Here is a 24,843-nt window from a genome sequence, read left to right on the forward strand (position 1 = left end):
CGGAGTGCGTTCGTGGGACGCCATTGTAACACACGGGCGCCCGTCTCACAAGCCACTTTGGGCTTGTATAGGCGTTTTGTGTACTCCTGTGGGGGCGGGGGCGCCTTCGGGTGTGAAACAAAGGGGCTTGTCCCAGGGCCTCAGTCTTCGACGAGGAGCGGCCGGAGCCCCGACCGCACGTCGGAGACGGGGCCGACGTAGCGGGAGTCGACCGACGTCCGGACCCGGTTCGAGAAGAGCCAGTACTCGCCGGGTCCGAGGTCGAACCGGCCGAGGCGGGGGTACAGCGGGCGGCCCCGGCGGTCGTAGAAGAGCGGGGCGCTGTCCGGGAGCAGCCGGCCCGCTACCCACACCCCCGAGCTGTCGAGGACGACGGTGTCGCCGGGGACCGCGGCGAGCCGTTTGGCGAGCTCGATGACCCCGCCCGGGCACGACCCACGGGGGAGGTACTCCGCGACGGCCTCGGCCGCTTCCTCGGACGGGCACGCGGCGACGAGCTCGCCGCGGTGGGCCGCCGCGGGGTCGAACGCCGTCGTGAGGTACAGGCCCCGGGGCAGGCTCGTGGTGTAGTTGAACCGCACGCCGACCACGTGCGCGACGAGCGCGACGGCGAGGAGGACGACGCCGAGGGCGAGGGAGGACCGGGCCGCGAGGCGGAGGGCGCGTCGTCGGGCCGGGGAACGGGGCGCGCTCACGCCGCCTCGGAGTCGGCCGACGACGTCGGGGAGCCGCCGAACCCGCCCGTGCGCATGGCCCCGCCGACCACCTCGCTCATGGTCACGCCGCGCTGGGCGGCCGCCACCTTGACCGCCTGGTGGACGTCGGGGTCGACGTAGACGATGAGCTTCTTGGTGTCCCTGCCCTGGAAGGCGTAGATCCCGCCCCCCTTGTAGTTGCCCCGGTTCGGCTCCTTCTTTGGCTTCTTCTTCTTCTTCCCCTGTTCAGGGCTGGACGCCGCCCCGGCCGGACGCTCCGGGGTCCCGGACCCCGGGGCGGCGTCCGGCGGCGCCGGTCGGGGGGCGGCCGTCCGGCGGAGCCCAGGGGCGGGCTTCGACAAGCGGCTGAAGGCGTTGTCTTTCGGGTCGTTCGGCACGGGGGTGGAAGTCAGGCGAGGGGGGCGGTGGCCGGGAGGTGGACGGCCCCGTTCTCGGCGAGCACGCCTAGGACCGCCCGGTAGTCCTGGGCCAGACGGCCGTCGGGCTGGTACTCGACGGCCGTCTGACGCCGGGCGAAGGCGAGGCCGGCCGCGGAGCTCGTGCGGACGGCCGGGAGGAGGTCGCCCCCCGGGTACTCCCCGAAGGCGCCCTCGAACTCGGAGAGCAGCCGGCGGGTCTCCGAGTACCGCGCGTCGACGGCGCACGGGAGGTAGAGGACCCGGGGGGCCTCGCCGAGGTCGTCGCGGACCACTTCGACGAGCTGGTGGAGCCGCTCGATCCCCCGGATCGTCATGGACGAGAGCGTGGCCGGGGCGACGACGAGGTCGGCCCCGGCCACGGCGTTGACGGAGAGCCGGCTGACGGCGGGGGGGCAGTCGAGGACGCAGAGGCCGTACCGGCCCGTCTTCCGGATCCCGCTGACGACGGCCCCGACCGCCCAGAGGTCGCCCGTCGAGTACAGGTGCTCCTCGGACGCGACGAGCATGTCCGTGGCCGGGAGGAGGTCGACCCTCCCGGACCCGGGGGCGACGTCGCCCGGCTCCCGCGCCGTGAGGACCACGTCGGACCACCGGGCCGGGGGCACGTCGCGGCCGCGCTCGTCCGGCCCGGTCCCGATCACGTCGGCGACGCCGGCCGCGGGGGGCGCGTCGGGTCCGAGGAGCTCGGTGGCCGACCCCTGGGAGTCGAGGTCGACCACGAGCACGTCGACGCCCCGCTCCGCCGCGGCGGCGGCGAGCGTGACGGCCGAGGTGGTCTTGCCCACCCCCCCCTTCTGGTTCGTGAACGCGATCGTCTGCATGGTCGGGGGGGCGGGTCTAAGGGCGCCGAAAGTAACTAGTAACTTTCAGGAACTGCAAGCCATCTCGGTGCTAGTGCAAAGTTACTTGAAGTAACTCGAGAAGCCGTCGCGCCAGCCCCGTCCTCCCCGTGCGGCGCGGGCCGGACCCACACGGCCCCCGAGAGGCCCCCGTGAGGCCTCAGGGGGCACCCGGGCAGCGGTCCAGTGTACGGGGGCGGCCAGTGGCTCGGGCGGCGTTACGAGACGAATACGGAGGCCGTGGCGTTTCGGGCGCAGAGCCCCGAGGTCGCCCGCAGAGGGGACGCCCGCTGCGCCTCGTTATCCTAACGGGGCCGACAGGGACCCGCCCCCGCAATGAGACCGACCACGCCGGACCCCGACCGCCACCGCCTGACCCCCCTCCCCGCCCTCGGGGGCGGGGTGGTCGAGGCGCCTCCGCACTTCGAGGCGCTCGTGGGCTACTCTGGAGACCGGCGGTACGTCTCGTTCCACCTCCGGCTCGACGGGAGACCCGTCGTCGGGGACGGGCTCGCGGAGCGGGTCGGCTACCACGGGCCGTTCCAGACGTGGTCCCACCACCCGTCCGTGTGGCCGTCGCTGAGCTCGGACGCCTCGAAGGGCGACCCCGAACCCCACGTCGTCCTGGACCGGTTCACCCGGCGGGTCTACGCGGGCGGGGGCGAGGACGTCCGCCAGTTCCTGAGCCGAGCCGTGGGCGCTCCGCAGCCGTCCCCGCCCCTCCCCACCCGGCCCACGTTCGGGGAGCTCGCAGGCGACGGCCTCGCGGACGACCCGGACCCCGTGCGCCGAGCGGAGTTCGAGCGCGTGGCCGGGCCACGGATGGTCGAGTGGCTCGACGCCCGGCCGCTCCCGTGCCCCTCGTGCGGGGCCGCCGTCGACGCCGGCGACTACGGGGCCGGCGCCGACGGCCGGCCGGTGTGCCCCGAGTGCGGGGCGGCCTTCTACGGCCCCCCCCTCTTCGACCGACTCGCGAAGGTCCGCAACTCCTCCTCCCCATGACGCACACGTTCACCGTAGGCGAGACCGTCCCCAGCTACTTCAAAACGGCCGACCTGAAGACGGGGGAGGCCCGGGCGTTCGCCGGTATCGGCGGGTTCGAGGTCGTACTGAGGGTCGACGAGCCGACCGCGGACCACGTCGCCGCCGTCGAACACGGCCCGGTCGGGCTCGGGGTCCAAGACCGGAGGGGGGCCGAGTCCGTCCTGCTCCTCCAGGTCGGCGAACGCGGTGGGACGGGGCACGCCGAGGCCGTCATAGACATCGGACCGGCCGAGTGGAAGCGGCCGCAGAGGCTGTGGGACGCCGACGTCGAGCTCGCCCTCTGCGACGCGTCGGGGGTGTGCCGGGCGCGGCGCGAGTTCGTGGGGCCTGGGATCGGGCTCCAGAACGGGGAGCGGGGGGCGCCGGAAGAGGTCGCCCTCTGCGTCGCGGTCTTCCCGGCGGACCGGTACGGCCTCGTCCAACCGAGGGGGAGGCTCGGGGCCGACAGTTGGGTGGCCGCGGGGCGTGCCGTCCTCGCCGACCCCGACTGGCGACCGGGGTTCACCGAGGTCTGGGACCTCCGGTTCGCTGACGAGACCGTCCTGCACCCGTCGGACATGGGTCGGCTGATGAGCCTGGAACTGGAGACGAAGCAGGACCTGTCGGGCTCCCGCACTCTCATCGTGGTGCCGCGGCGGCGGGCGCTCACGTTCTCGGCCCGGTTGTACGCCAAGCTCATGCGCCCGCTGGGGCGGTCGATCGTCGTGTGCAAGACGGAACAGGAGGCGGCCGAACTCCTGGGCATCGGGGCGGTCCCCACGTTGGTCGAGTGCGAGCAGGAGGGCTGAGGAGGGGGGGGGGGTGGGGGCGGTGTCCTGGGGCGAACACCACCCCCACCCCCCCCATGACCCTCTTCGATCCGCCCGCCGCCCCGACCGCCCCTGAGCCCGCTCCCGTAACGCCGGGCGACGGGCCGGCCGCCGCCCTCGCCCGCCGTGTCCGGGGCGCCGTCGCCGACGCGCGCCCGCTCCCGGCGGGCGCCCTCTTCGCGTGGGCCGCCGAGGCCCACGGCGGCACGCTGGCCCAGGGCGCCTTCACGCCCCGCGACGCCTACGACGCCGCCGAGCTCGGGCTCCACCTCCACCTCGTCCGCACCGTCGGGCGCCTGCCCCCCGAGCCCGGGGCCGCCGGCGACGTGCTCGCAGACGTCGAGCGGCTCTCGGCCCTCCTCCCCAGCCAGACGCGCCGGACGGTGGAGCAGAACGACTACCAGCAGTTCTCGACGCCGGCCGCCTACGCCGGTCTCTGCGCGTGGGTGAGCGGGGTGCGCGCCGGGGACCGGGTGGTCGAGCCCTCGGCCGGGACCGGCTCGCTGTGCGCGTTCGCGCTCGCGGCCGGGGCCTCGGTCCACGCCAACGAGCTCTCGGACCGGCGGGCCGACCTCCTCGCCGTCCTCCTGGAGGAGACGGGCTGGGACCCCGGGGGTCCCCCTCCGGGCGCGCTCACGCGCGAGAACGCCGACCACCTCGACGCCATCTTGCCGCCGGAGGTCCGGGCCGACGTGGTCTTGATGAACCCCCCGTTCTCCCAGACGGCCGGGCGGCTCGGCCGCCGCCGCGTCCTGACGGTGGGGACCGACCACGTGCTCCAGGCCCTCCGCCGGCTCGACGCCGGCGGCCGCCTCGTGGCCGTGCTGAGCGCGGGCGTCCGCAGGGGGAAGCCCACGCACCGGGAGTTCTTCGGGGCCATCGACCGGGACCCGTTCCGGCTCCGGGCCGACGTCGAGGTCGGCGGGGCCGTCTACCGCCCCTACGGGACGTCCGTCCGCACGCGGGTCCTCGTCGTCGACCGCGACGGCCCGGACGGCGGGGGGGCGGGTCGGAGGGCCGGGGAGGGGGGAGCCCTGGTGGAGGGGGCGGTCGACGACGTGGCCGGGGCCGTCCGCGCTCTGGCCCCCGTCCGGGGCCGGTGAGTCCGGGGCCGGTGAGCTCGGCTACTGCGGGGCGGCCCCGGGGTGCCCAGGCCGGCGGGGGAGCGGGGTGGGGACGGCGTGCCGGCTCCTCTCCGTCGCGGTGACGGGCCGTTGGGCGAGCCCGTCACCGCGACGGGCCGGAGCCCCCACCGGCACTCCGGTGGGGCTCCGAACCTCCGTCTTAGCCCGAAAAACCGTGGCCCCCTCCGCTCCCCGAGTCGCTCCCGACACCGAACAGCTCGACCTCTTCGCCATGTTGGCGCCCCGCGTGGCCACGCTCGCGCCGCCGGCCCTCCGCGCCACGCCGCGCGTGGCGCCGGACCACGACGCCGCCGCCTCGGCGGCCCGTCCCGAGACGCCCACGTGGCCGTTCGAGGGCGCCCTCCCGCTCCGCGTCGAGGCCGCCGTCCGGACGCTCCAGACCGGGGCGCTCACGGCCAGCGTGTTCGACGCCTACCGGCCGGCCGTCCGGGTGCCCGGCTCGAAGGGCCACCCCACGCGGCTCGTCGAGTCGGCCGCGATGGCGGCCGCCGTCGCGCCGGAGTGCGAGTACCGCCCGGTCCTGCCCGCCCACCTCGTGACCGGGGGGCACCTCTCGGACGCCCAACTGGAGACCGTCGCCCGGGCCGGGTCCGCTCACGCGGAGCACCTGCCGGGCGAGGCGGGGGGCCGGGGGCCGCGCCAGGGGTTCTTCATCGGGGACGCCACGGGGGTCGGGAAGGGGCGCGAGTCGGCGGGGGTCATCCTCGACAACGTGCTCCAGGGGCGCCGCCGCGCCCTCTGGGTGTCCGAGAACAAGTCGCTCATGCGCGACGCCGTCCGCGACTGGACGGCGCTCGGGGGGCCGGCCGACTTCCTCTTCGACCTCGGCGCCTGCAAGGGGCCGATCCCCTTTGCGACCGGCGTGTGCTTCGCGAGCTACGACACGCTCAAGGGCAAGCCGCGCGAGAAGGACGGCGTGGAGGTCGGGGCCGACCGGACCGAGCAGGTCGTGTCCTGGCTCTCCGGCATGGCCGGGGCGGAGGGCGCAGAGAACTTCGACGGGGTCATCGTCTTCGACGAGTCCCACAACGCCGCGAGCGCCCTGGACACCCCGGGCGGGCGCGGCGTGAAGAGGGCGTCCCAGCGGGCGCTCGCCGTGGTCGACCTCCAGGAGCGGCTCCCCAACGCGCGCGTGGTCTACGCGAGCGCGACCGGCGCGACGGAGGTCTCGAACCTGGCCTACGCGTCCCGTCTCGGGCTCTGGGGCCGGGGCACCCCGTTCCCGACCGTCGAGTCGTTCGTGGAGAAGGTGAGCGCGGGCGGGATCGCCGCGATGGAGCTCGTGGCGAAGGACCTGAAGTCGATGGGGCTCTACCTCGCGCGGTCCGTCTCCTACGACGGCGTCGGCTACCGGACGCTCGTCCACGACCTGGAGCCCCACCAGGCGGCCGTCTACGACCGGTGCGCCGAGGCGTGGCAGGTCGTCCTCCGCAACATCCAGGACGCCCTCGGAGTGACGGGCGGGGACAAGAACGGCCGGGCCAAAGCGACGGCCTACAGCCAGTTCTGGGGCGCCCACCAGCGGTTCTTCCTCCACGTCCTCGTCTCGATGGCGGCCCCGAGCCTCATCCGCGACATGGAGGCCAAGCTCGCGGCCGGCGAGTCGTGCGTGGTCCAGCTCGTGTCCACGATGGAGGCCGCGACCGAGCGGGCGTACGCCAAGGCGGTCAAGGACGGCGACGACCTCCGGGACCTCGACGTGACGCCCCGGGACCAGCTCATGCAGTTCGTCGAGGCCAGCTTCCCGACCACGCTCTACGAGGAGTACCGCGACGACGACGGGCGCGTCCGCTCGCGGCCCGTACGGAGCGCGGCGGGCGACTTCGTCGAGTCCCCCGACGCGGTGCGCGCCCGGGACCGGCTCATGGTCCAGGTCGGGTCCGTCAACGTCCCCCACGGCGTGCTCGACCAGGTCGTGGCCCACTTCGGACCGGAGGCGGTCGCCGAGGTCACCGGGCGCGGGCGCCGGTTCGTGACCAAGACCGTCGACGGCGTCGAGCAGGTGGTCGAGGAGCGCCGCACCCGGAGGACCTGCGACGCCGAGGCCGACGAGTTCATGGCCGGCAAGCGGCGCGTGCTCGTGTTCAGCCAGGCCGGGGGCACGGGCCGGAGCTACCACGCCGACCTCGCGGTCGAGAACCAACAGCGCCGCGTGCTCTACTGCGTCGAGCCCGGCTGGAGCAGCGCCCGGTGCGTGCAGGGCATGGGGCGGGTCCACCGCGCGGGCCAGGCGTGCGCGCCGGAGCTCGTGCTCGTGACCACCAATTTGAAGGCCCAGCGCCGGTTCCTCTCCACCATCGCCCGGCGGCTCGACCAGCTCGGGGCGTTGACCAAGGGCCAGCGGCAGACGGCGAGCCAGGGGTTGCTCTCCAGCGAGTTCAACCTGGAGACCCCGCTGTCCGCGGCGAGCCTCTACAACTGGTTCGTGGACCTCTACCGCGGCGAGGGCCGTGCGGCGGCGTCCGGCGTCACGGTGGCGCTCGTGGAGGACCAGATGGGGATCAAGGTGCTGGACGAGGACGGACAGCTCAACGCGGGCGCCGTCCCCGACGTCCCGAAGTTCCTCAACCGGCTCCTCTCGCTCCGGACGGGCGACATGGACTCCGTGTTCGACTCGTGGTACAGCTACCTCCAGGACGCGACGGAGGCCGCGCGCGAGGCGGGGACGCTCGACGTGGGCGTCGAGACGATCCGGGGCCTGGCCGTCGTGAAGACCGGCGAGCGCAAGGTCTACACGCACGAGCGGTCGGGGGCCACGACGCAGGTGGTCACGCTCGACGTCACGCGGCGGACGGAGGTCCTCGGGTGGGGCGAGGTGTGGGACCTGGCCAAAGAGGCCCAGCGGGGGAGCTACTGGATGGGGTTCGTCCAGAACACCGTGAGCGAGCGGCCCTACGCGCTCGTCCGAGCGGGGAGCCGCACGACGGACGCGGGCCGGATCGTGCAGCGCGTGCGCCGGGTCGGCGTGCGGTCGAACCGGCTCATGGACGAGCAGGACGTGCACAAGCCGGGGTCCGAGGGCGGGCACCGTCCGGTCACGACGACCGAGGCCGAGGCGCTCTGGGTCCAGGCCATCGCGGACGCGCCGGACACCTACACCAAGCCGGTCCACCTCGTCACGGGGACCGTCCTGCCCGTCTGGGACCGGATCGCCGGGCACCCCCGGGTCTACCGGGTCCAGACCGACGGCGGCGAGCGGATGATCGGGCGGGCCGTGGCGGACGAGCACCTCGACGCCACGCTCACGGCGCTGGGCGCGGCCGAGCCGGTCGAGATCACGGCCGGGGGCCTGGCCGACGCGGTCATGGGCGGGTCCGAGGCCGACCTCGCCAACGGCTGGACGCTCCGCCGGCGCGTGGTGGCGCACGAGCGGCGGATCGAGCTCGTCGGGCCGGACTACGCGGTGCTGGGCGAGCTGGAGGCCGACGGCGTGTTCGCGGAGGTCCACTCGTTCAGGACGCGGTTCTTCGTCCCCTGGGGCGACCGGGCGGCCGCCGTCCTCCGGGCGGTGACGGCCCACCGGCCCGTCGTCGGCGTGACCGGCCCGGCGCGCCGGGCCGCCTGAGCCCCCCTGGGGGGCGGCCCTGGAGGGCGGCCCTGGGGGGAGGCCTCTGGGGGCGTGCTGGGACCGCTCCCCTCGGGTGAGGAGCGGCCCCAGCACACGGCTGGGGGCCGTCCGAAGCCCACCTGAGAACCCCGGGACCATGCCCCGACCCCTCCCCGACCCGAGCGACTTCTGCCCGGGGTGCGCCCGGACCACGTGCCGGTGCCGGCCCGCGCCCGACGACGACCGCTGGGGCGACCCCCACGAGGGCGCGTCCTACCAGGCCGGCTACGACGCCTGCCTCGCCGACGGGTACGACCAGGGGCCTCTGGCGGAGTGGGTCTACCGGACCGACGCCCGGCCCGTCTGGGACGGCCGGCGCGTCGTCCGCCGGCCGGCGCCGGGCCTGTTCGCCGGGCTCTCCTGGCGGGACCACCACGCGAGCGAGGCCGCCCACGCGGCGTGGTTCCGGCGCCAATACGGGCTCGACCTCCCCGCCTACCTCGCCGGCCACGACGACGCCGGCGCCGGGCTCCCGTCGGCGGTCGGCGACCCCGACGGCCACGCGCGCGCGGCGGCCGACCTCGACGCTCCCCTAACCCGGCGGTGCGGGACCGACCCGCACGCCGTCTCACCACGACCGGGGGAGGCCCCGATCCCGATGACACACGCGACCCCGCGCGCGGCCGACCGCGCGACCGCCCACACCACCCGCACGACGGCCGGGACCCCCGTCCCCAACGCCGAGCTCCGCGCCGGGCGGCTCGCCCGCGAGGCCGAGGCCTGGCGCGCGTTCGCGGCCGACCGCTCGCGGATGCGCCCGTCCACGCTCGACGCGAAGGCGTTCGGGGCCTGCGCGTTCAGCGTCCACCACGGGACGCCGTCGCTGGCCGTCCCGTCCAAGCTCGTCGGCACGTCGTGCCACCAGGGCGCGCTCGCCGCCGCGGCGAGAGACGCGCTCGGCGACGGGTGGACCCGGCTCGACCTCCGCGCCACCGAGGGCGCCATCGAGGTCTCCCACGGCGGGGCCGCGCTCGGGGGCGTCCAGCCCAAGCACGCCGCGTGGGTCCGGCCGCTCCTCGCCCACGGGCTCGGGCTCCGGCTCACGCGTGTGACGGGCGGGGGCGACTACCGGCTCGGGTGCAACGTCGCCTTCGTCGACGTCGGCCGCGCGCTGGCGCGCGCGGCCGCCCGCGCGGCCGAGGCGGAGCCGGGCGGGGCGGCCCTCCGGCTCGTCGAGCCCGCTCCGCCCCCCGTGACCGTCCCGGTCCGCCCCGAGCACGAGTCGCTGACCGGAGAGCCCGACGACGTCGTCCTCTGGCGGACGCTCGAGGGGGTCGCCCACGCCTCGGTCCCCCACGTCGTCCGGCACTCGCCGACCGGGATCGAGTGGGGGTACCTCGGGTCGGGGCCGTCCGACCTCGCGCTCAGCGTGCTCCGCCCCCTCGTCGGCGAGCGCGACGCCGAGGCGCTCTACGAGCGGTTCAAGGCCGAGGTCGTCGGGTCGGTCCCCGCCGAGGGCGGCCTCCTCCGCGCCGCCGACGTCCGGGCCTGGGCCGAGCACCACGGCGCCCGACGGCGGGGCGCCCGGGGCCAGGGCGCCCCGCCGCCTCGCCGAGCCCGCGCCCTCTGAGCGCCGGGGCCACCCCGCCCGTTGGGGACGCCCCGCCCGGGGGGGAGGAGGACGGAAGGGGCCTCCGGCCCCGCGGGTCTCCCTGCCGGCGCGGCGGGGCCGCGCCGGCAGGGGCGGCGCGGTGGTGGCAGCGGTTCTAGACAAATTAGGCAGTAAAAACGGGCCGCGTCAAGGTCGTCCTGCCCCGTGCTCGCGCTGCGACAGGAACCCCGAAGAGGGGTTCCTGACGGTCGCTGTGCGCGCGGCCGGCTCCACCTTGACTCGTGCCCGCTTTTATGCCTGTTGGCTTTTTTTTAAGCCGCTGGCTGCGGGGACCACACGGGTCCCGGTGGCACAGGGGCCGATCACAAGACCCTCCTCAGGAGGCCCCGTCATGCCCCGTACCTACTCCCGCCCGTACTACGCCCAAGCCCGGACCTGGCAACGGTTCGCTCGGTCGCTACGGCGCGCGTCGTGCCCGGCGTTCAGCCCGTACCACACGAAGGAGCACGCGCTGAGCGCGAGCCTCGGGATGCGCGCGAAGGGCCTCGTATTCCCGACGACGCTGGAGGACACGGCCCCGGGCGGGCTCGCCGAGCTGGCCGACCGCACGGCGCGCGGGGAACGGTACCCCGAGGTCGTCGCGCGGGTCCACGAGGTCGACCCCGACGACCCGACGGCCGACGAGGTCCGCCTCTTCCTCGAAGTGGCCGACCGGACCGGGACCCAGACCGAGAAGCGGTACCTGGGCCGGTTGCCGGCGAAGGACGCCCTGTGGGTCGCCCCCCTCATCCGGCTGGAGGCCGACGCGTACGGGACCGGCCCGGTCCTCCGGTACCACGTGACCGGGGGCATCCCGGCCGATGATGGCCGGGCCGAGGGGGTCCACGTCGCGGTCAGCCGGGCGCACGAGGCCGCGGCGGCGTGGCTCGACTGGGCCGACGACCGGAGGGCCTGGGCCGAGGCCCACGCGGAGGCCGAGGAGAGCCCGTACGCGTACCGGGCGAGCTACCGGGACACGCTGAGCACGAGGGCCGGCGGCCACGGGGACCCCGGCGAGACCGACCCCTACGGCGAGACCGAGCCCGACGACGACTGGGGCCGGTAGCCCCACGGGGCCGGCGGCCCCGACCGAGGGCGCGAGGGGTGGGGGGGAGGCGCGGGGGCGCCGAGCCCGGGGCGCCCCCGCCGTCCGCTGGGGGCGACGGCCGACGGGGGCGCTCCCACCGCGGCCGTCGGACCCCGTGTGGAGCGACGACCGGACGCCCGTCCGCCGACACCCATGACGACCACGACCGCCCCGCCCGCCCTCAAGGGCGCCTACCGCGACGCCCTGTTCTCCGGCGTCCCGCTCGTCACGACGCGGCTCGTCCGCGAGCGGACGTTCGCCTTCGCGACGCGCGACCAGGTCCGCACGGCGGCCGACGTGGCGGCCGTGCTGTCGGAGTACTTCGAGGACCGTGATAGGGAGGAGTTTGTGGTCGTTTTCCTCGACACTGCGTCCACCCTCACCGGCATCCACGTGGCCTCCGTCGGGGGGCTCGCCGCGTCCATCGTCGAGCCGCGCCAGGTGTTCAAGGCGGCCGTGCTGGCGAACGCGGCCTCCGTCATCCTGGCGCACAATCACCCCTCCTCGAACCCGGAGCCGAGCCGGGAGGACGTGGCCGTCACGAAGCAGCTCGTCGAGGCCGGGAGGGTCATGGGCATCCCGGTCATGGACCACCTGATCGTGCTCGACCACGGGTTCACGAGCCTCGCCGAGCGCGGGCTCATGTAGGGCCGGGCGCGCCCGGCCGGGGTCCCCCGGGGCGGGCGCGCCGGGGGGCGAACGCCCCCGCCCCGGGGGACCCCCAACCTTTCCCGACACCGCCATGAGCACCGTCTCACCGTCCCAGACCGACCGCCCGTCCCGGACCGACCGCCGGACCCGGACCGCCCTCCTCCCCCTCGGCCACGTCGTCGCGACGCCCGGGGCGCTCGACGCCGCCCGCGAGCACGGCGTGAACGTCGTCGCCCTCCTCCACCGCCACCGGCGCGGGGACTGGGGGGACCTCTCGGCCCACGACGCCCGCGCCAACGACCGGGCCGCCGACGACGGCGACGGCCGCGTGCTCTCGTCCTACGAGACCCGGGCCGGACGGATCTGGGTCATCACCGAGGCCGACCGCTCGTCGACCACCGTCCTCCTCCCCTCCGAATACTAGCCCCGACCCCATGCCCAACCCCGAACAGCGGCTCCACATCGACCTCCACTACTCGTGGCAGCTCGCCGACGCCGACGCCCTCGAGCGGGCCTGGCGCGCGCTCGTCCCCGACGCCGACAAGGCGTTCGCGGTCGACGACCCGGCCGACCCCGGAGACGTCCCCGAGCCCCACGTCATGCTCGACATGGTCCTCGACGCCGTGCTCGGCGGGCGCCCCACGGAGTGGGGGCTGGCCGAGTGGACGACGGAGAGCCGCGGGACCAACGCCTACGACGTCTGACGCCGTCCGGTCCGCCGTCTCGCGCCCTGTGGCGACGGTGGGGCCGCAAGCAACGGTGGACCCATGAGTGCGCTCCTCGCTGCCGCCAAGCCCGGCGTCCCCGTCTCGTGCGGGGACTGCGGGCAGCGCTACCCCCAGGACCCCCCGTTCGAGGTCGCCTGCCCCGACTGCGGGGCGAGGGCCGGGTCCTACTGCCGCCGGCCCTCCGGGCATTCCGGCCCGTTCGTCCCGTTCCACGCGGCCCGCGACCTGGCCGCGAAGGACCGGGGGTTCTACGGCCACGACTGCGTCGGTAGGGCGGCGCCTGCGGTTTCGCAGGCGTCCCCACCAACGACGCAGACGGACCTGTTCGCCGGCGGCTGAGCCCGGCCCCGAGTTCGACCCGTCCGGGCACGGTCGCCGCGCCTCGCCCGGGGCGCGCAGCGGGGCCTCCGCCCCGCCCTCACGCCCAGGGCTCGCCCCGACGGGCCGACGGCCGGTGGACGGAGGCCGCGGGCGCGGCCCAGGTCCCCGGGCCGGCAGAGCCGGCGGGTGCCCTGAGTGGGGGGAAGGGGGCGGCGGCGCTCTTTACAAATTACCCCCCGTGCTCCCGGGGCCGGGCCGAAGACGGCCCTGCAAGGTCGTCCGGCCCCCGTGCGCGCGCTGCGACAGAAACCCCGGGGAGGGGTTTCTGACGGTCGCTGTGCGCGCGGCCCGGCTCCACCTTGCCCCCGGTGCGCGCGGGGGCGGCTTAAAGGGGTGCGCCGTCGGCGCTCCGGGCGGCCCAGCGTTCACGCGTCGGGCCGTTCGTCTTGCATAAGCAGCCTTTGAGGCAACACCATGTCGAAGTCACCGAAGTTCACCATGACGCTCACGGCCGAGGAAGAGCGCACGCTCCTCCACGGGACCGAGGCCGAGCGGCTCACGTTCTACCGGCTCAAGCGGTCCCAGGAACCGGACGAGGACCCCGGAGACGAGGCCATGCGCGCCTCGCTCTACGTCGGGCTCGTCGTCCTCTGCGTCGGGCTCGTCACCGTCCTCGCGCTGGCCTCCTCGGTCACCGTGACCGCGGACGACCGGGTCGCGTTCGGCGTGAGCCCGGCGGTCGTCGTTGCGGCCGCGGCGTTCTACCTGGGCGTCGTGTGGTCCTCGACGCTCGTGCTCCTGAAGACCCGGCGACGGGGCCGGACCGAGTAGGCCACAGCACGGCCCGTCGGCGCTCCGGCGTCGGCGGGCCGTCTCCCAGGCCGGCGCCCCGGTCGGGCCACCCGAGCTCGGCCGGGGCGCCGGCGGTCCCCACGGCGGCCGCTCCTCGGACCCCCCCCGCGCGCGCCGCGCGCACTCCGCCCTGACGGGCGGCCCGCCGGGGCGGGCGGGGGGCCGTCGTCGCGGCCGGGCTGCGCCCGACGGCCGAGCGCGGGGGGGGGGAGCGCGCCCGGCCGCCGGACGCTAACATCCGCTCCACGCAGCCCCCACGGCCATGACGACCTACACCGCCCGCTCGCTCGCCAACGCCGTCATCCGAGCCGCCAGCTCCACCGGCGTCGACGCCGACGGCGCCGTCGTCCCGCCCCGACCCGTGACCGGGCCGGAGGTCGGCCACCTCGTCTACGTCGCCCACGGGATCTCGCTCGCCCTCTACGACCGGCCGATCCTCGCCGACCCCGCCGTCGCCACGCGACGCGGCGTCATGATCCCGGCGCTCCACGCCGCCCTCGGCCGCGAGCGGGCCGAGCCCCTCCGGTCGTTCGACCCCGAGACGGGCCGGTTCGCCGAGGACCCCCCGCCGCCGGCGTCGGACGTCGTCGCCAACGGGGCGTTGAGGGCCGTGTGGGACCGGCACTCGCTGGCCGGAGCGGGCTCGGCCGCGGTCGACGCCCAGGGGCCGGGCTCGCCGTGGGTCCACCTCGTGTCGGACCCCGACTTCCAGCCGGGGACGCCGATCCCCGACGCGATGACCGAGCTGTACTTCGCCGGGCTCGCGGCCGACGAGATCGCGGGGACTTACTGAGGGGCGGCCCCCCGAGCCCGGCCTCCCAGGGGAGGCCGGGACCCACCCGGCGGGCTCAGGGCCGGGGGTGGAGGTCGGGGAGCACGTCGACGCCCAGGGCCGCCGCGGCCTCGGCCGCCGTCTCCAGCCCCGTCACCTCGCGGCCGAAGGGGCGCGCGAGCCGGGCGTAGAACTTGACCGAGTAGAAGATCAGGGGCTTCGCCGTCACGATGAGCGTGGCGCTCCCCGCGAGCGCCTCCTTCGTACGGCGCTCCAGGTCCAGCATCGTCGGGACGTCGGCCGGGACGAGGTCGACGACGGGCGCGAACCGGAGGTCCCACACCTCCGTGAACCCCGGCCGCCAGCCGGGGTCGTCCACGAGCGCGAGCCCGAGCTCGACGATGACCTTGGCGGTCACGGTCCGCCGGGGCTGTATGAGCCCGTAGCGGCCGGCGGCGAACACGGCCGTCTCCTTGTCAGGCATGGGGCGGGGGGGAGGGGAGGCGCAAAGGGGGCGGGGTGTCCGGCGCGTCCTGGACAAACTAGGCCCCCGGACGGCGTGCCCCCTTCGCCCCACGTTCCAACGGGGGGCGACGTCCGGGACGCACCCCTCGCGCCCGGCCCGCCGCGGCCGAGCCCGAAGGGCAGGCGCCTCTCGGCGCGGGGTCGCCCGGGCGGGCTCCGAGGACGGCCCTACGGGCCGCGTGTTGTCCGTGCCTGGGGGGCGCGCACAAGGTGGGTCCCGTCTCCGGGGGCGGCAAGGGCCGGTCGGACGGACCGGGGGGTCCGCCTCCCTCCGTGCTCGCCATGCGCCCCCGGCCCCCACGGGGGGCCGGGGTGCCCGTGGCTCCGCGCGGCCCCGCGGACCGTCGGTCCGCTTTGCCCCCCCCTCCGCCGGGCCTGAAAAGGCGCACCTATGCCCCCCAGGCCGGGGGCTCCCCAGTCCTCGGCGGGGGGGGCGCTCGGTGGACGGCGGGGCCGATAAACCTTGCGTAAGGAGGCGTTACGCTTGATTTCGTGTACCGAAAGAGCTATATTAAGGCGAGTAGGGACCGCTCGAGATGCCGGCCCCACCCCCCTCCAACAGCCGACGCCCCCCAGCGCGCCCCGCGGACCCATGAGCCTCCGAGACCCCCGGACCCTCTACGGCGTCGAGCCGGCCGACCTCGAGGGCCTCCCGGTCGTCGCCCGGCCCTACCCCGGCGTCCTCCCCGACGACCTCGCCCCGTGGCACGTCTACCTCGCCGACGGCGGCCACAGCGTCCTCGCCGTCCGCCGAGAGGACGTGCGTGGCCGGTTCGGCCGCCTCCTCTACGAGGCCGACCCGCCGGTCCTCGACTCCGACGTCGACGCCCTGCTCCTCGCGGTCCCCGTCCGGACCGTGCTCCGGCTGGGGTACGAGATGCGCCCGGCCGGGAGCCGCGGGCTCGTCCCCGTCGTGGCCGGGCTCGACTACTCGGGCGAGCTCGGGCTCGTCGTCCCGGCCGAGGACGAGGAGCACTAAGGCGCTCGGGGTTCGGCCCTCCCGAGGCCGCCCCCGACGACACCACCCCAGACCCCCAGACCCATGCGATCCTTCCCCCGAGAGGCCGTCGACGCCTCCAAGCGCGCCGTCCGGCTCTCCGACCTCGCCGCCCGCTACACCGACCTCCGCCCGGCCGGCGGCGGCGCGCTCCTCGGGCTCTGCCCGCTCCACGAGGAGCGGACGCCGAGCTTCCGCGTCGACGACGAGCGCGGGCAGTTCAAGTGCTTCGGCTGCGGCAAGGCCGGGGACCACCTCGACCTGCTCCAGGAGCGCGAGCGGCTAAGCTTCCCTGAGGCCGTCCGCGAGCTGGCCCGTGTCGGCGGCGTCGACCTCCCCCACGACGACGGCGGCCCGGGCGTGGTGGCCCCGGACGGCCCGGCCGAGCGCCGGCGGCGGGCGCTCGCGTTCGCGGGCCGGTTCTACCACGGCCAGCTCGCCCAGTCCCAGGCCGGCGCCCCGGCCCGGGTGTACCTCCGCCGGCGGGGGTTCGCCCCCCCCGTGCTCCGGCGGTTCGGGGTCGGGTACGCCCCGCGGCAGGGGGAGGCCCGGGCGGCCCGGCTGGCCGCCTCGCCCACCCCGCTCGCGGCCGCGGCGGCCCTCGAAGGCGTCGCGCTCGAGGACCTCGTGGCCGCCGGGCTCGTGCGCGAGAGCCGGAGGGCGGGGGGCGGTTACTACGAGGTGTTCCGGGGCCGGATCGTGTTCCCCGTCCTCGACCCCGTCCGGGGCCACGTCCTCGGGTTCGCCGGACGCCGGCTCGACCGGGCCGGGTCGGCCCAGGACGACCGGTGCCCGAAGTACGTGAACACCAGCGAGGAGTGCGGCTACGACAAGCGCGAGGCGCTCTTCGGGCTCCACCAGGCCCGGCGCAGCGCGTTCGGGTCCGGCCAGGCCGTCCTCGTCGAGGGGTACGCCGACGTCCTCGCCCTCCACCAGGCCGGGGTCACGAGCGCGGTGGCCGCGGGCGGGACGGCGTTCACGGCCGAGCAGGCCGCCGCGCTCCGGCGGCTCGGCGAGCGCGTGCTCGTCGTGTACGACGCCGACGCGGGCGGCCTGGCCGGCGCGGTCGACGCGGTTCGGACGGCGCTGGCCGCCGGGCTGAGGGCGCGCGTGGCCACGCTCCCCGAGGGCGAGGACCCGGCGTCGTACCTGGCCGCCGCGGCCGAGGTCGCCGACGCCCAGACGGCCCTCGAGGCCCGGGCCACCGACGCGGTGACCTACGTCTACGAGGCGGTCCGGGCGGGGCGGGAGACGGTCGAGGGCCACCTCGACGCCGTCCGGGCCGTGGTCCGCGCGATCGAGGGCGTCGTCGACCCGTTGACCCGGGAGGCCTACCTCCAGCGGACGGCGGAGGTCTCGGGGATGCGACCGGGGGCCGTCGAGGCCGCCCTCGGGTGGGGGGCGGCCGCCGAACCCGCCCTGGTGCCCGCTCCCGTACCTGCCCCCGTGCCCGCGTAACCCTCCCCGCCCATGCCTCAGAAGACGCAGTCCGTCGGCCCTACGACGGATCCAGACGAGCCCGGTCCGGCCGAGCCCGGCCGGCTCCCCGACGGGGCCGTCACGCTGAGCCGGGCCGAGGCCGCTCGGAGGATGGGCACGATCGGGGGCGACCGCCGGGCGCGAGGCCAGCTGCTCGGGGAGACCGGGCTCGGCGTCCGCGTCACGACGTCGACGAAGGGGGCCGCCGAATACCGGGTCGTCCAGGCCGAGCTCCCCGCGATCGGAGGGTTCGGGGCCGAGCGGTTCAGCCGCCACGCGGGCCGCCGCGGGCTCGACGAGGCCGTGGCCGAGGCGGCCCGGTTCCGGCACGCCGGGATGCGCGCCCGGCTCGGCGACGAATACCCGGTCGAGAGCGCCGAGGTGCTCGCCCGCGCGGTCCTGGACCGGGTGCCCGAACCGCTGGGCGAGAGGACCGCTCCACGAGGGAGCCGCTCCGCGGCCGGGTCCTAGACGGCCCCACTCCGGGGCGCTCGGCGCCCCTCCGCTCTGGGCCTCTGCCGGTCATGCGCCTGGGAGCGCCGTGCCCCCGCCACCGCCGGAGCGCATGGCGGGCCGGGCCGGTCGGCCACACGGCGTGCTGGGTCCACCAAGGAGGGGGCGGTCGGAGGTGCGGCGTAAATTGGCCCCCCCGACCCCGACCCCTATGACCCACGTATTCACGGTAGGAGAACCCGCCCCGCCCTCGGCGGTCGACGTCGCGGCGATCCCGCTCGGGGGCGGCCGGGCGGGAGTGGCCGAGGGCGGCGTCCAGATCGTGCTCCGCGTCGACGACCCCACCCAGGACACGTGCGAGGCCCTCCAGCGCGGGCCGGTCGCGCTCGGGCTCCGCGAGGCCCCCTCGGGCGCGGCCGCCGTGCTCGTCGAGGTCGGGGCGCCGGGGAGCCCCGGCCACCTCGCGGCCGAGGCCGCCGTCGATCTCCCCGAGGGGGCCGCCCCGCCCCCCCCCGACGTAGAGCTCGCCCTGTGCGACGCCGGCGGCGTGGTCCGGGCCGTCCGCCGGTTCCGGGGGTTCTCAGCGCCCGCCGTCGGCTGAGGCCCCGCGCGGCCGGTGCCCCTCGTCGGGGCCGTCGCCGTCGAGGAGCGCGTCCCCGAACGCCTCGACCTCGGCCCAGATCGCCCGGCCCTCGGCCTCGTCCGCGGCCGTCCGTGGGGGCGGGGGCACGTCGGCGAGCGCGCGGAGGCGGCCGGCGTTCGCGTGCAGCCCGGCCCGGTCGAGCGTGTCGGCGAGGTCGAGCAGGGTCCGGCGGCGGTCGAAGGCGGCGGCCATAGGGGTCGGGGGCGCGGACCCGGTAGACGCGACCGGCCGGCCGGCGTAACCCCGCGGCCCCAAGGAAAGTCGGACGGCGACGGGGCCGGCTACTGGACCGTCGTGGCCCGGCCGTACGACCACCACGTGAACATGTCGTCCTCGCTCGGGCCGAGCGGCCGGCCGGCCCGTACGTAGGCGTCCCACATCATCCCGCGGAGGGCCGCGGCGAAGGCGGGGTCGCCGTCGGCGACCTCGAGCACGCGGAGGCGGGGGGCGGGGAGGGGGGGGCTCAGGGGGCTCGGGGGCATAGGTGGGGGGAAGGGGGGGGGAGTTTCGGACCGGAGGGCCGCCAGAGAGAAGGTCGGGCCGGCCGTACGATTTGATCCTACATGGGGCAGAAACGGGCCGGTTCCAGGACCCGAGCTTGCTCGTTTGCCCTAGATAGCCCTAGGGCACGGGGCTTGTCCGGTCTGATCCTAACGCTGATCCCACCACACCCCATGAGCGCCACCGATACCCCCGCCCCCGAGTTCCCCGACGACATGGACCTCCGTTCGATCCTGCTCCGGAGCCGGCGCTTGGGCGTCCGCGACCGGACCCGGGCCTACTCCCAGTGGATCCAGGGCGTCCAGGGCCGGGGCGAGTCGCTCTACCACCGCGTCGTGTCCTCGGCCGTCGACCGCGAGGTCACCGTCCGCGACGACCGGACGGGCGAGGACCGGCCCATGCTCATGTTCGGGTCGAACAACTACCTCGGCCTGACCAACCACCCGTACGTCGTCGAGCGCGTCCGGGCCGCGGTCTCGGAGTGGGGGGCCGGCGTGGGCGGCGCCCCGCTCCTCAGCGGGTACTCCGCGCTCCACCGCGAGCTCGAGGAGCGGATCGCCGCGTTCAAGGGGACCGAGGCCGCCGTCCTCTACAACTCGGGCTACGGGACCAACGTCGGCCTGCTCTCCGGGCTCGTCGGCCGCCGCGACGTGGCGTACTGCGACGAGCGGAGCCACGCCTCGACGTTCGACGGGCTCTCCATGTCCCAGGGCGACGCCGTCACGTTCGCCCACAACGACGCCGACGACCTCGGGCGCCACCTCGACGCCCACGCCGAGGCGTACCCCGACGGCGACGCGTTCGTGTGCGTGGCCGGCGTGTACTCGATGGACGGGGACCCGGCCCCCCTGGCCGAGCTCGTCCCGGTCGCCAAGGCCCGCGGCGCGTTCACGGTCGTCGACGACGCCCACGGCCTCGGCGTCCTCGGGCGCCAGGGCCGGGGGGCCGCCGACGCGGCCGGCGTGGCCGACGACTGCGACGTGCTCATGGGCACGTTCTCGAAGGTGTTCGGGGTCACCGGCGGCGTCGCGTGCACGAGCCGGGCCGTCGCCGACTACCTCCGCCACTTCTCCCGGGCCAACGTCTTCTCGGCGTCCCTCTCGCCGGCGACGGTCGCCGCCGTCCTCGCGGGCCTCGACCTCCTGGAGCGCGGGGAGGCCCCGCTGGGCGAGCTCCACGAGAACGTGGCGTACTTCGTCGGTCGGCTCCGGGCGCAGGGGTTCGACGTCGCCTCGGGCTCGGCCATCGTCCCGGTCCCGGTGCCCGAGGGCATGAGCGTCCGACGGGTCACCCGGTTCCTCCACGACGAGGGCGTCTTCGCCAACGCCGTCGAGTACCCGGCCGTCGCCGTCCACCGCCAGCGGCTCCGGTTCAGCGTCATGGCCTCGCACACGCGGGCCGACCTCGACCGGGCGACCGACGTGGTGGCCGAGGCGTGGGCGCGGTTCGCCCCCGACGGTGCCCCGTCTGGTGCCCCGTCCGGCGTCGCCGCGGTCTCGGACCCCGCGGCCTAGCGGACCGCTCGCTGGGCGGGCCGGCGGGCGGAGCGGAGGTCGGGGAGCGCGGCGACGCCGAGGAGCGCGGTGGCCCCGGCCTCCGTACCGACGGCGACCACGGTCCGCCCGAGCGGGTTCGCGAGCCGGGCGTAGAACTTGACCGAGAACAGGACGGACGGCCGCGTGGCCACGATGACCGTCGCGCTCCCGGTGAGCGCGCGGGCCGTCCGGCGCTCGAGGTCGAGGAGGACCGGGGCGTCGGCCGGGCCGAGGTCGACGACGGGGGCGAACCGGAGGTCCCACACCTCCGTGAACCCCGGGCGCCAGTCGGGGTGGGTCGCCACGGCGAGCCCGTAGGCTACGACGACGTCGGCCGTCACGGCCCGCCGGGGCTGCATGAGCCCGTAGTGGTCGGCGGCGAACACGGCCGTCTCTCGGGGCGGGTGACCCGTCGGGTGACCCGTCGGGTCAGGGGCCTCGTGGGGCATGGGGCGGGGGGAGCGCGGGGGCCAACCTACCCCCCGACGGCGACTCCGCCGACTTCTTCCTCCGGCATGGCCGAGGCTTGGCGCTCGGGCGGCGGAGGCCGCGTCCCGGCTGTCTGACCGCGCGCGCCCTCTAGGCCTCCGACAACCATTGGAACAGGATTGTCCGGTTGGCGAAGACCATCGGTCCGTTAGGCGGCCACGGCGGCACGTCATGTGCGGTCCTCACCCCCCCGGCGCCGCGTGTCCGAGAGCCAGTGGTTGTCGGAGACCTCGCCCTCGCAATCGCTCTAGAGCCCAGGGGAGGCGTTCGAGATCGGCTACCGGACAATCCTGCGCGTTTACTTGTCGGACCCCAGGACGGGCTGGTCCCCCTGGGACCGATCCCCCTGGGGCCGGGCGTGACCGTCTCCGACCACGGCACGTGGCGGGCCAGCCTCGTCCGCCGGTTGCTCTCGGGCGACCCCGGCACGTACGGCCCGGCCCTCCGAGACGCCCGCCGCTACAGGGCGGCGCTCGGGGGAGCCCGGCGCGGGGGGTAGGGCTACCACGAGGCCGTCCCGTTCAGCGCTCCAGTTACGTTCCCAGTGCGGGCGCGTCTACCGGCCGAACCGCCCCGCTCTCGCACCATGCCCTCGTTCGCGTCCCGCCCCTCCCGCCCCGCCGCCGCCGCCCGCCGCGACGTCCAGCCGTTCGCCCGGTGGCTCCGCACGTCGCTCCACGCCGGGGACGTCGCCGCCGCTCGTCGGGCCGGCGTGTCGCCCGCCCCCCCACGCGGTCTCGCTTGGGGGCGGGTCCGCTCGCGTCTCCGGTGGGCCGTCCGGGTCACGATCCCACGGCGCCGTCGGTGAGGGCGGAGGCGCAGGACGGGTCCGATAAGCCAGGGAGGTCGTAGGGCGCCCGCGCCTCCACGACGCCGTCGCGGTCGAACCGCGCGACGAAGTCTCCGCCCCCCGTCCTGTCCGCCGGTCGAATCCGTCGCCCCGCCACGTCCAGGGACCGTGAGGTCGCGTTCCGCCGGCCCGAAGCGCTCCCCGGGAACCACGTCGAGGTTCGACTTCGCTCCGGCCCGTTGACTGCGCAGTCTTGCTAGGGGCGGGGAAGCGGCAGCGCTCTGACGGGCTCTGTAAGGCGATCCGGTGGAGTCTCGGTTCGCTCTCACGGTGAAACGCGAAGTCGACGAGCCGCTACCGTACCTCATTGCACCTATCTGGCCAGGACCCTGGGCGGGTCGACCTTCACGTCGAGCGCCCGGGACCGCAGCTCGCGGCTGTGAGTTTTGACCCGCTCCTACCCTCGCCCCCCATGCCCCTACGAGAGCCCACCGCCCCGCCCCCGGTCGTCGAGGTCGGAACCCTCGCCGTCGCCGCGCGCGACTCGGCCGTCTGCCGCGCCGGCGAAGTCGGCGTCTGCTACGAGGTGTACGAGGTCGGCGGCCGGTCCGGCTACTCGTTCCTGTTCCAGGACGGTGGCTACGACGGGTTCAGCCCCGGCGATGCGGTCCGCTTCCTCGACGTCCAGCCCGTCCGGGACGCCGCTGCCAGCACCTACGCCTTCCGCAACGTCAGCCAACTCCGGCGCGACTACGAGCGCGGCCTCTTCCAGAGCGCCCTCGGCCCACCCGCGCGCTGACCCGTGGCCGACCCGTCCGGCCTTCGGTGTGCGAGCGAGGGGTCGTCGTAGGGGCTCGGGACCGGCCGGCTCTGAGCGGACTCGCCGCTCAGACCCCCGGCCGGGTCCCCTCGACCCACCGCGTGAGCGCGGGGAGGTCGTGCGCCCAGAAGAGCGAGAGGCCCCGGTTCTGGGCCTGCTGCAAGCTCGGCATCGCGTACACGCCGCTCAGCACGGACGCCGGAGCGAACTGGTCGCCCAAAACGGAGGACCAGACGAGCGCCTTCCCCGCCGCCTCCCGATTGAGACGCTTATACGAGTTGACCGACGAGTTCGACACCTTGCACTCGACCGGGGCCACACGGCGGTCGTAGAGGCCCACGACGATGTCAGCCTTCTCCGTCCGAATCTTAGTCTCGCGGCAAAACTCGCCTGGTTGTGGAGCGTCCTGCGCGTACTCAATGACGCGCGTGGGGACCTCCCGGAAACCTGCCGCTACCAGCGTGTCAGCGACGAGCTGCTCCTGCTCGCTCTTGCTCTTGTTCCGCCGCCACGTGAGGTTCTTCTGGTAGGCGATCAGCGACGCCGTCGCGATGATGGCCGCCTGCTTCTCGGGGGGCTCCGGCTCCCTCCCCTCCGTGAGCCAGGGGAACCGTCGGCGGTCGTGGGCTGAGAGCACGGTGCTCGCCAGGCGGTCAAGGATGGTCGGGTCGCCCGCGATCCGGGACCGCGCGATCGACGGGACGTCGGAGACGTTGAGGAGGTCCGCCTCGGAGATCGGCGGACCCGCTAGGTACCGGAATGCGTCGTACTGCGCCTTGTCCGACACGATTGTGGCCAGCCTCTCCCTGAGCTCAGCGACCGGCTGGTTCGGCAGCAGCAGGTGGAGGTCTAGCGTCTCCTCGAGCAGGTTCTCGACCGCGTCCTGCGCGTCGTCGAAGTCGCCGAGGTACACGTCGAGGGGCTCGCCGAGCCGCTCCTGTACGAAGTCCCGGATGGCGATCTGGCGGTCCCTCTCCAACTCCGCGTCGGTCCACGTTTTCGTCCTCATTCGGCGATCTCGGCCGTGACCGCCGCTAGACGGTCGGGGTCGGACAGAACCTCGGGCGAGGGCACCATCAGGCGCTCCATCTCCTTCGGCTCGAACTTCGTGAGCCCCCCCGCATACGTCCGCCCTTGCCCGAGCCTCGTGCTCCCGCTGAGGTAGGAGGCGAGCGGGCCGAGCACGTCGTCGCCGAGCGGGTCCCGGGGGTAGAGCCCGTGGGCGACGTTGATGTGCCGGGCGTCCCCCCCGTTGCGGACGAACCTGGGCGGGCGGCGGGCCATGTAAGTGGCGAGGATCGGGGCGGGCTCCCGGAGCCCGACTGACCACCACGCCCGGCGGTGCCGAGCGACGTAGCCTTCGTGGGCACCCATCTTCTTCGCCTTCCGGAGGAACCGCTCGGCCGCCTTCCGCTCGGCGCCGTCGAGCTCGTCGAGGTCGGGGGGCAGGTCGATCACGCGGCGGAGGTGGGCCACCTCGTCGAGCGCGGCCCCGGCCTCGAACAGCTCCCTCGCCCGCGTCACCGTCGGGAAGAGGACGTCGCCGGGGAGGCCCTCGCTGTGCGCGCCGGCGATCCACACCTTGTTCGCCCCCGTCACCTGGCCCCGGTGGACCCGGCAGAGCTCGCCGAGCTCGACGAACCCGTCGGGGTACTCCCGCGCCGTCCGCGTGAGCGGCGTCCACCGCCGGGCCGACGCCAGGCGGTCCCGGTGGACGCGCTGGTCCGTCTGGAGCGAGCCGAGCGCGCCCACGTCGGCGACCCGCCGGAGCCCGACGCTCTCCGGGCACGCGCCGACCTCGAACGTAGTGACAACGGCCGTGGTCTGGGCGTCCTCGAATGGCATCGCCGTCGGCTCGATCACGTGGACGCCGTCCACGCCGAGCTCGCCCACCAGGAGGTCGCGGACGAGCTGGCCGTAGTTGACGTCGAGCCACTCGCTCGACGTGACGAACGCGCCGTAGTCCCCGGCCCGCGCGGTCTCAGCGGTGGCGAGGAAGAAGTGGACGTGGAGCCCGGCCAGCTTGCTCG

General features: G+C 75.3%; 27 protein-coding genes and 1 pseudogene. 19 read left to right on the forward strand and 9 right to left on the reverse strand.

Annotated features, from left to right (window positions below; translation table 11 throughout):
- Positions 1–140: 140 nt before the first annotated feature.
- Genes RQM47_RS16290 through RQM47_RS16300 form a run of 3 tightly spaced genes read right to left on the reverse strand, consistent with a single transcriptional unit; the run spans position 141 to position 1,956 of the window.
- Positions 141–695, reverse strand: coding sequence for a S26 family signal peptidase (locus RQM47_RS16290; RefSeq protein ID WP_314009691.1), 555 nt, complete (start codon positions 693–695; stop codon positions 141–143).
- Positions 692–1,093 (reverse strand): hypothetical protein, encoded by a 402-nt coding sequence (locus RQM47_RS16295; RefSeq protein ID WP_314009694.1) that lies wholly within the window; start codon positions 1,091–1,093, stop codon positions 692–694. The genes RQM47_RS16290 and RQM47_RS16295 overlap by 4 nt, the downstream gene beginning before the upstream one ends.
- A gap of 11 nt (positions 1,094–1,104) precedes the next feature.
- Positions 1,105–1,956: a ParA family protein gene (locus RQM47_RS16300; protein WP_314009695.1), complete on the reverse strand. Its 852-nt coding sequence runs from the start codon at positions 1,954–1,956 to the stop codon at positions 1,105–1,107.
- A 354-nt stretch (positions 1,957–2,310) separates the two neighbouring features.
- On the opposite strand from RQM47_RS16300, the gene RQM47_RS16305 reads away from it, so the two are divergent.
- The 12 genes from RQM47_RS16305 to RQM47_RS16360 all read left to right on the forward strand — a co-directional run bounded on the left by RQM47_RS16305 (position 2,311) and on the right by RQM47_RS16360 (position 14,602).
- Positions 2,311–2,976, forward strand: a complete 666-nt coding sequence (locus tag RQM47_RS16305) for a hypothetical protein (protein ID WP_314009696.1) — start codon at positions 2,311–2,313, stop codon at positions 2,974–2,976.
- Positions 2,973–3,806 (forward strand): hypothetical protein, encoded by an 834-nt coding sequence (locus tag RQM47_RS16310; protein WP_314009698.1) that lies wholly within the window; start codon positions 2,973–2,975, stop codon positions 3,804–3,806. The genes RQM47_RS16305 and RQM47_RS16310 overlap by 4 nt, the downstream gene beginning before the upstream one ends.
- A gap of 56 nt (positions 3,807–3,862) precedes the next feature.
- Positions 3,863–4,930 (forward strand): hypothetical protein, encoded by a 1,068-nt coding sequence (locus RQM47_RS16315; RefSeq protein ID WP_314009700.1) that lies wholly within the window; start codon positions 3,863–3,865, stop codon positions 4,928–4,930.
- Positions 4,931–5,126: 196 nt separating this feature from the next.
- Positions 5,127–8,537 (forward strand): strawberry notch-like NTP hydrolase domain-containing protein, encoded by a 3,411-nt coding sequence (locus RQM47_RS16320; RefSeq protein ID WP_314009702.1) that lies wholly within the window; start codon positions 5,127–5,129, stop codon positions 8,535–8,537.
- A 139-nt stretch (positions 8,538–8,676) separates the two neighbouring features.
- Positions 8,677–10,149: a DUF6166 domain-containing protein gene (locus tag RQM47_RS16325; protein ID WP_314009704.1), complete on the forward strand. Its 1,473-nt coding sequence runs from the start codon at positions 8,677–8,679 to the stop codon at positions 10,147–10,149.
- Positions 10,150–10,522: 373 nt separating this feature from the next.
- On the forward strand, positions 10,523–11,236 hold the full coding sequence (locus RQM47_RS16330) for a hypothetical protein (RefSeq protein ID WP_314009705.1): 714 nt from the start codon (positions 10,523–10,525) through the stop codon (positions 11,234–11,236).
- Between the two features lie 174 nt (positions 11,237–11,410).
- A complete protein-coding gene (locus RQM47_RS16335; RefSeq protein ID WP_314009707.1) occupies positions 11,411–11,905 on the forward strand; it encodes a JAB domain-containing protein in 495 nt (164 codons plus the stop codon).
- A gap of 94 nt (positions 11,906–11,999) precedes the next feature.
- Positions 12,000–12,332 carry a hypothetical protein gene (locus RQM47_RS16340; protein ID WP_314009709.1) on the forward strand — a complete coding sequence of 111 codons (333 nt, stop codon included), beginning with the start codon at positions 12,000–12,002 and terminating at the stop codon, positions 12,330–12,332.
- Between the two features lie 10 nt (positions 12,333–12,342).
- On the forward strand, positions 12,343–12,612 hold the full coding sequence (locus RQM47_RS16345) for a hypothetical protein (protein ID WP_314009711.1): 270 nt from the start codon (positions 12,343–12,345) through the stop codon (positions 12,610–12,612).
- 63 nt (positions 12,613–12,675) lie between these two features.
- The gene (locus RQM47_RS16350; RefSeq protein WP_314009713.1) at positions 12,676–12,975 is read left to right on the forward strand and encodes a hypothetical protein; all 300 of its coding nucleotides are present in this window, start codon (positions 12,676–12,678) and stop codon (positions 12,973–12,975) included.
- 456 nt (positions 12,976–13,431) lie between these two features.
- Entirely contained in the window at positions 13,432–13,788 is a 357-nt protein-coding gene (locus RQM47_RS16355; protein WP_314009714.1) for a hypothetical protein, read from the forward strand.
- A 283-nt stretch (positions 13,789–14,071) separates the two neighbouring features.
- The gene (locus RQM47_RS16360) at positions 14,072–14,602 is read left to right on the forward strand and encodes a hypothetical protein (protein ID WP_314009716.1); all 531 of its coding nucleotides are present in this window, start codon (positions 14,072–14,074) and stop codon (positions 14,600–14,602) included.
- 55 nt (positions 14,603–14,657) lie between these two features.
- On the opposite strand, the gene RQM47_RS16365 is transcribed toward RQM47_RS16360, so the two are convergent.
- A complete protein-coding gene (locus RQM47_RS16365; RefSeq protein WP_314009718.1) occupies positions 14,658–15,065 on the reverse strand; it encodes a hypothetical protein in 408 nt (135 codons plus the stop codon).
- Positions 15,066–15,698: 633 nt separating this feature from the next.
- Here RQM47_RS16365 and RQM47_RS16370 point away from each other — a divergent pair.
- The 4 genes from RQM47_RS16370 to RQM47_RS16385 all read left to right on the forward strand — a co-directional run bounded on the left by RQM47_RS16370 (position 15,699) and on the right by RQM47_RS16385 (position 18,636).
- Entirely contained in the window at positions 15,699–16,085 is a 387-nt protein-coding gene (locus RQM47_RS16370) for a hypothetical protein (RefSeq protein WP_314009720.1), read from the forward strand.
- Between the two features lie 63 nt (positions 16,086–16,148).
- Positions 16,149–17,561, forward strand: coding sequence for a DNA primase (gene dnaG, locus RQM47_RS16375; RefSeq protein ID WP_314009722.1), 1,413 nt, complete (start codon positions 16,149–16,151; stop codon positions 17,559–17,561).
- Between the two features lie 12 nt (positions 17,562–17,573).
- Positions 17,574–18,053, forward strand: a complete 480-nt coding sequence (locus tag RQM47_RS16380) for a hypothetical protein (protein ID WP_314009724.1) — start codon at positions 17,574–17,576, stop codon at positions 18,051–18,053.
- 193 nt (positions 18,054–18,246) lie between these two features.
- On the forward strand, positions 18,247–18,636 hold the full coding sequence (locus RQM47_RS16385) for a hypothetical protein (RefSeq protein ID WP_314009726.1): 390 nt from the start codon (positions 18,247–18,249) through the stop codon (positions 18,634–18,636).
- Here the strand turns inward: RQM47_RS16385 and RQM47_RS16390 are convergent.
- Both RQM47_RS16390 and RQM47_RS16395 read right to left on the reverse strand, forming a co-directional pair.
- On the reverse strand, positions 18,616–18,870 hold the full coding sequence (locus RQM47_RS16390) for a hypothetical protein (RefSeq protein ID WP_314009728.1): 255 nt from the start codon (positions 18,868–18,870) through the stop codon (positions 18,616–18,618). The two genes, RQM47_RS16385 and RQM47_RS16390, sit on opposite strands and share 21 nt — an antisense overlap.
- Before the next feature lie 89 nt (positions 18,871–18,959).
- Entirely contained in the window at positions 18,960–19,160 is a 201-nt protein-coding gene (locus tag RQM47_RS16395; protein WP_314009729.1) for a hypothetical protein, read from the reverse strand.
- A 192-nt stretch (positions 19,161–19,352) separates the two neighbouring features.
- On the opposite strand from RQM47_RS16395, the gene RQM47_RS16400 reads away from it, so the two are divergent.
- Positions 19,353–20,693, forward strand: a complete 1,341-nt coding sequence (locus RQM47_RS16400; RefSeq protein WP_314009731.1) for an aminotransferase class I/II-fold pyridoxal phosphate-dependent enzyme — start codon at positions 19,353–19,355, stop codon at positions 20,691–20,693.
- On the opposite strand, the gene RQM47_RS16405 is transcribed toward RQM47_RS16400, so the two are convergent.
- Complete coding sequence (locus RQM47_RS16405; RefSeq protein WP_314009732.1) at positions 20,690–21,163, reverse strand: hypothetical protein; 474 nt, start codon at positions 21,161–21,163, stop codon at positions 20,690–20,692. The two genes, RQM47_RS16400 and RQM47_RS16405, sit on opposite strands and share 4 nt — an antisense overlap.
- A gap of 398 nt (positions 21,164–21,561) precedes the next feature.
- On the opposite strand from RQM47_RS16405, the gene RQM47_RS16410 reads away from it, so the two are divergent.
- Positions 21,562–21,702, forward strand: coding sequence for a hypothetical protein (locus RQM47_RS16410; RefSeq protein ID WP_314009733.1), 141 nt, complete (start codon positions 21,562–21,564; stop codon positions 21,700–21,702).
- Between the two features lie 763 nt (positions 21,703–22,465).
- Positions 22,466–22,792, forward strand: coding sequence for a hypothetical protein (locus tag RQM47_RS16415; RefSeq protein WP_314009735.1), 327 nt, complete (start codon positions 22,466–22,468; stop codon positions 22,790–22,792).
- An 88-nt stretch (positions 22,793–22,880) separates the two neighbouring features.
- Here the strand turns inward: RQM47_RS16415 and RQM47_RS16420 are convergent, their stop codons facing one another.
- Positions 22,881–23,822 carry a XamI family restriction endonuclease gene (locus RQM47_RS16420; RefSeq protein WP_314009736.1) on the reverse strand — a complete coding sequence of 314 codons (942 nt, stop codon included), beginning with the start codon at positions 23,820–23,822 and terminating at the stop codon, positions 22,881–22,883.
- A pseudogene (locus tag RQM47_RS16425) lies at positions 23,819–24,843 on the reverse strand (class I SAM-dependent methyltransferase); the annotation flags it as partial. The pseudogene RQM47_RS16425 and the gene RQM47_RS16420, both read right to left, overlap by 4 nt.

This window comes from Rubrivirga sp. S365 (genome assembly GCF_032248475.1).
Taxonomy (GTDB): domain Bacteria; phylum Bacteroidota; class Rhodothermia; order Rhodothermales; family Rubricoccaceae; genus Rubrivirga; species Rubrivirga litoralis.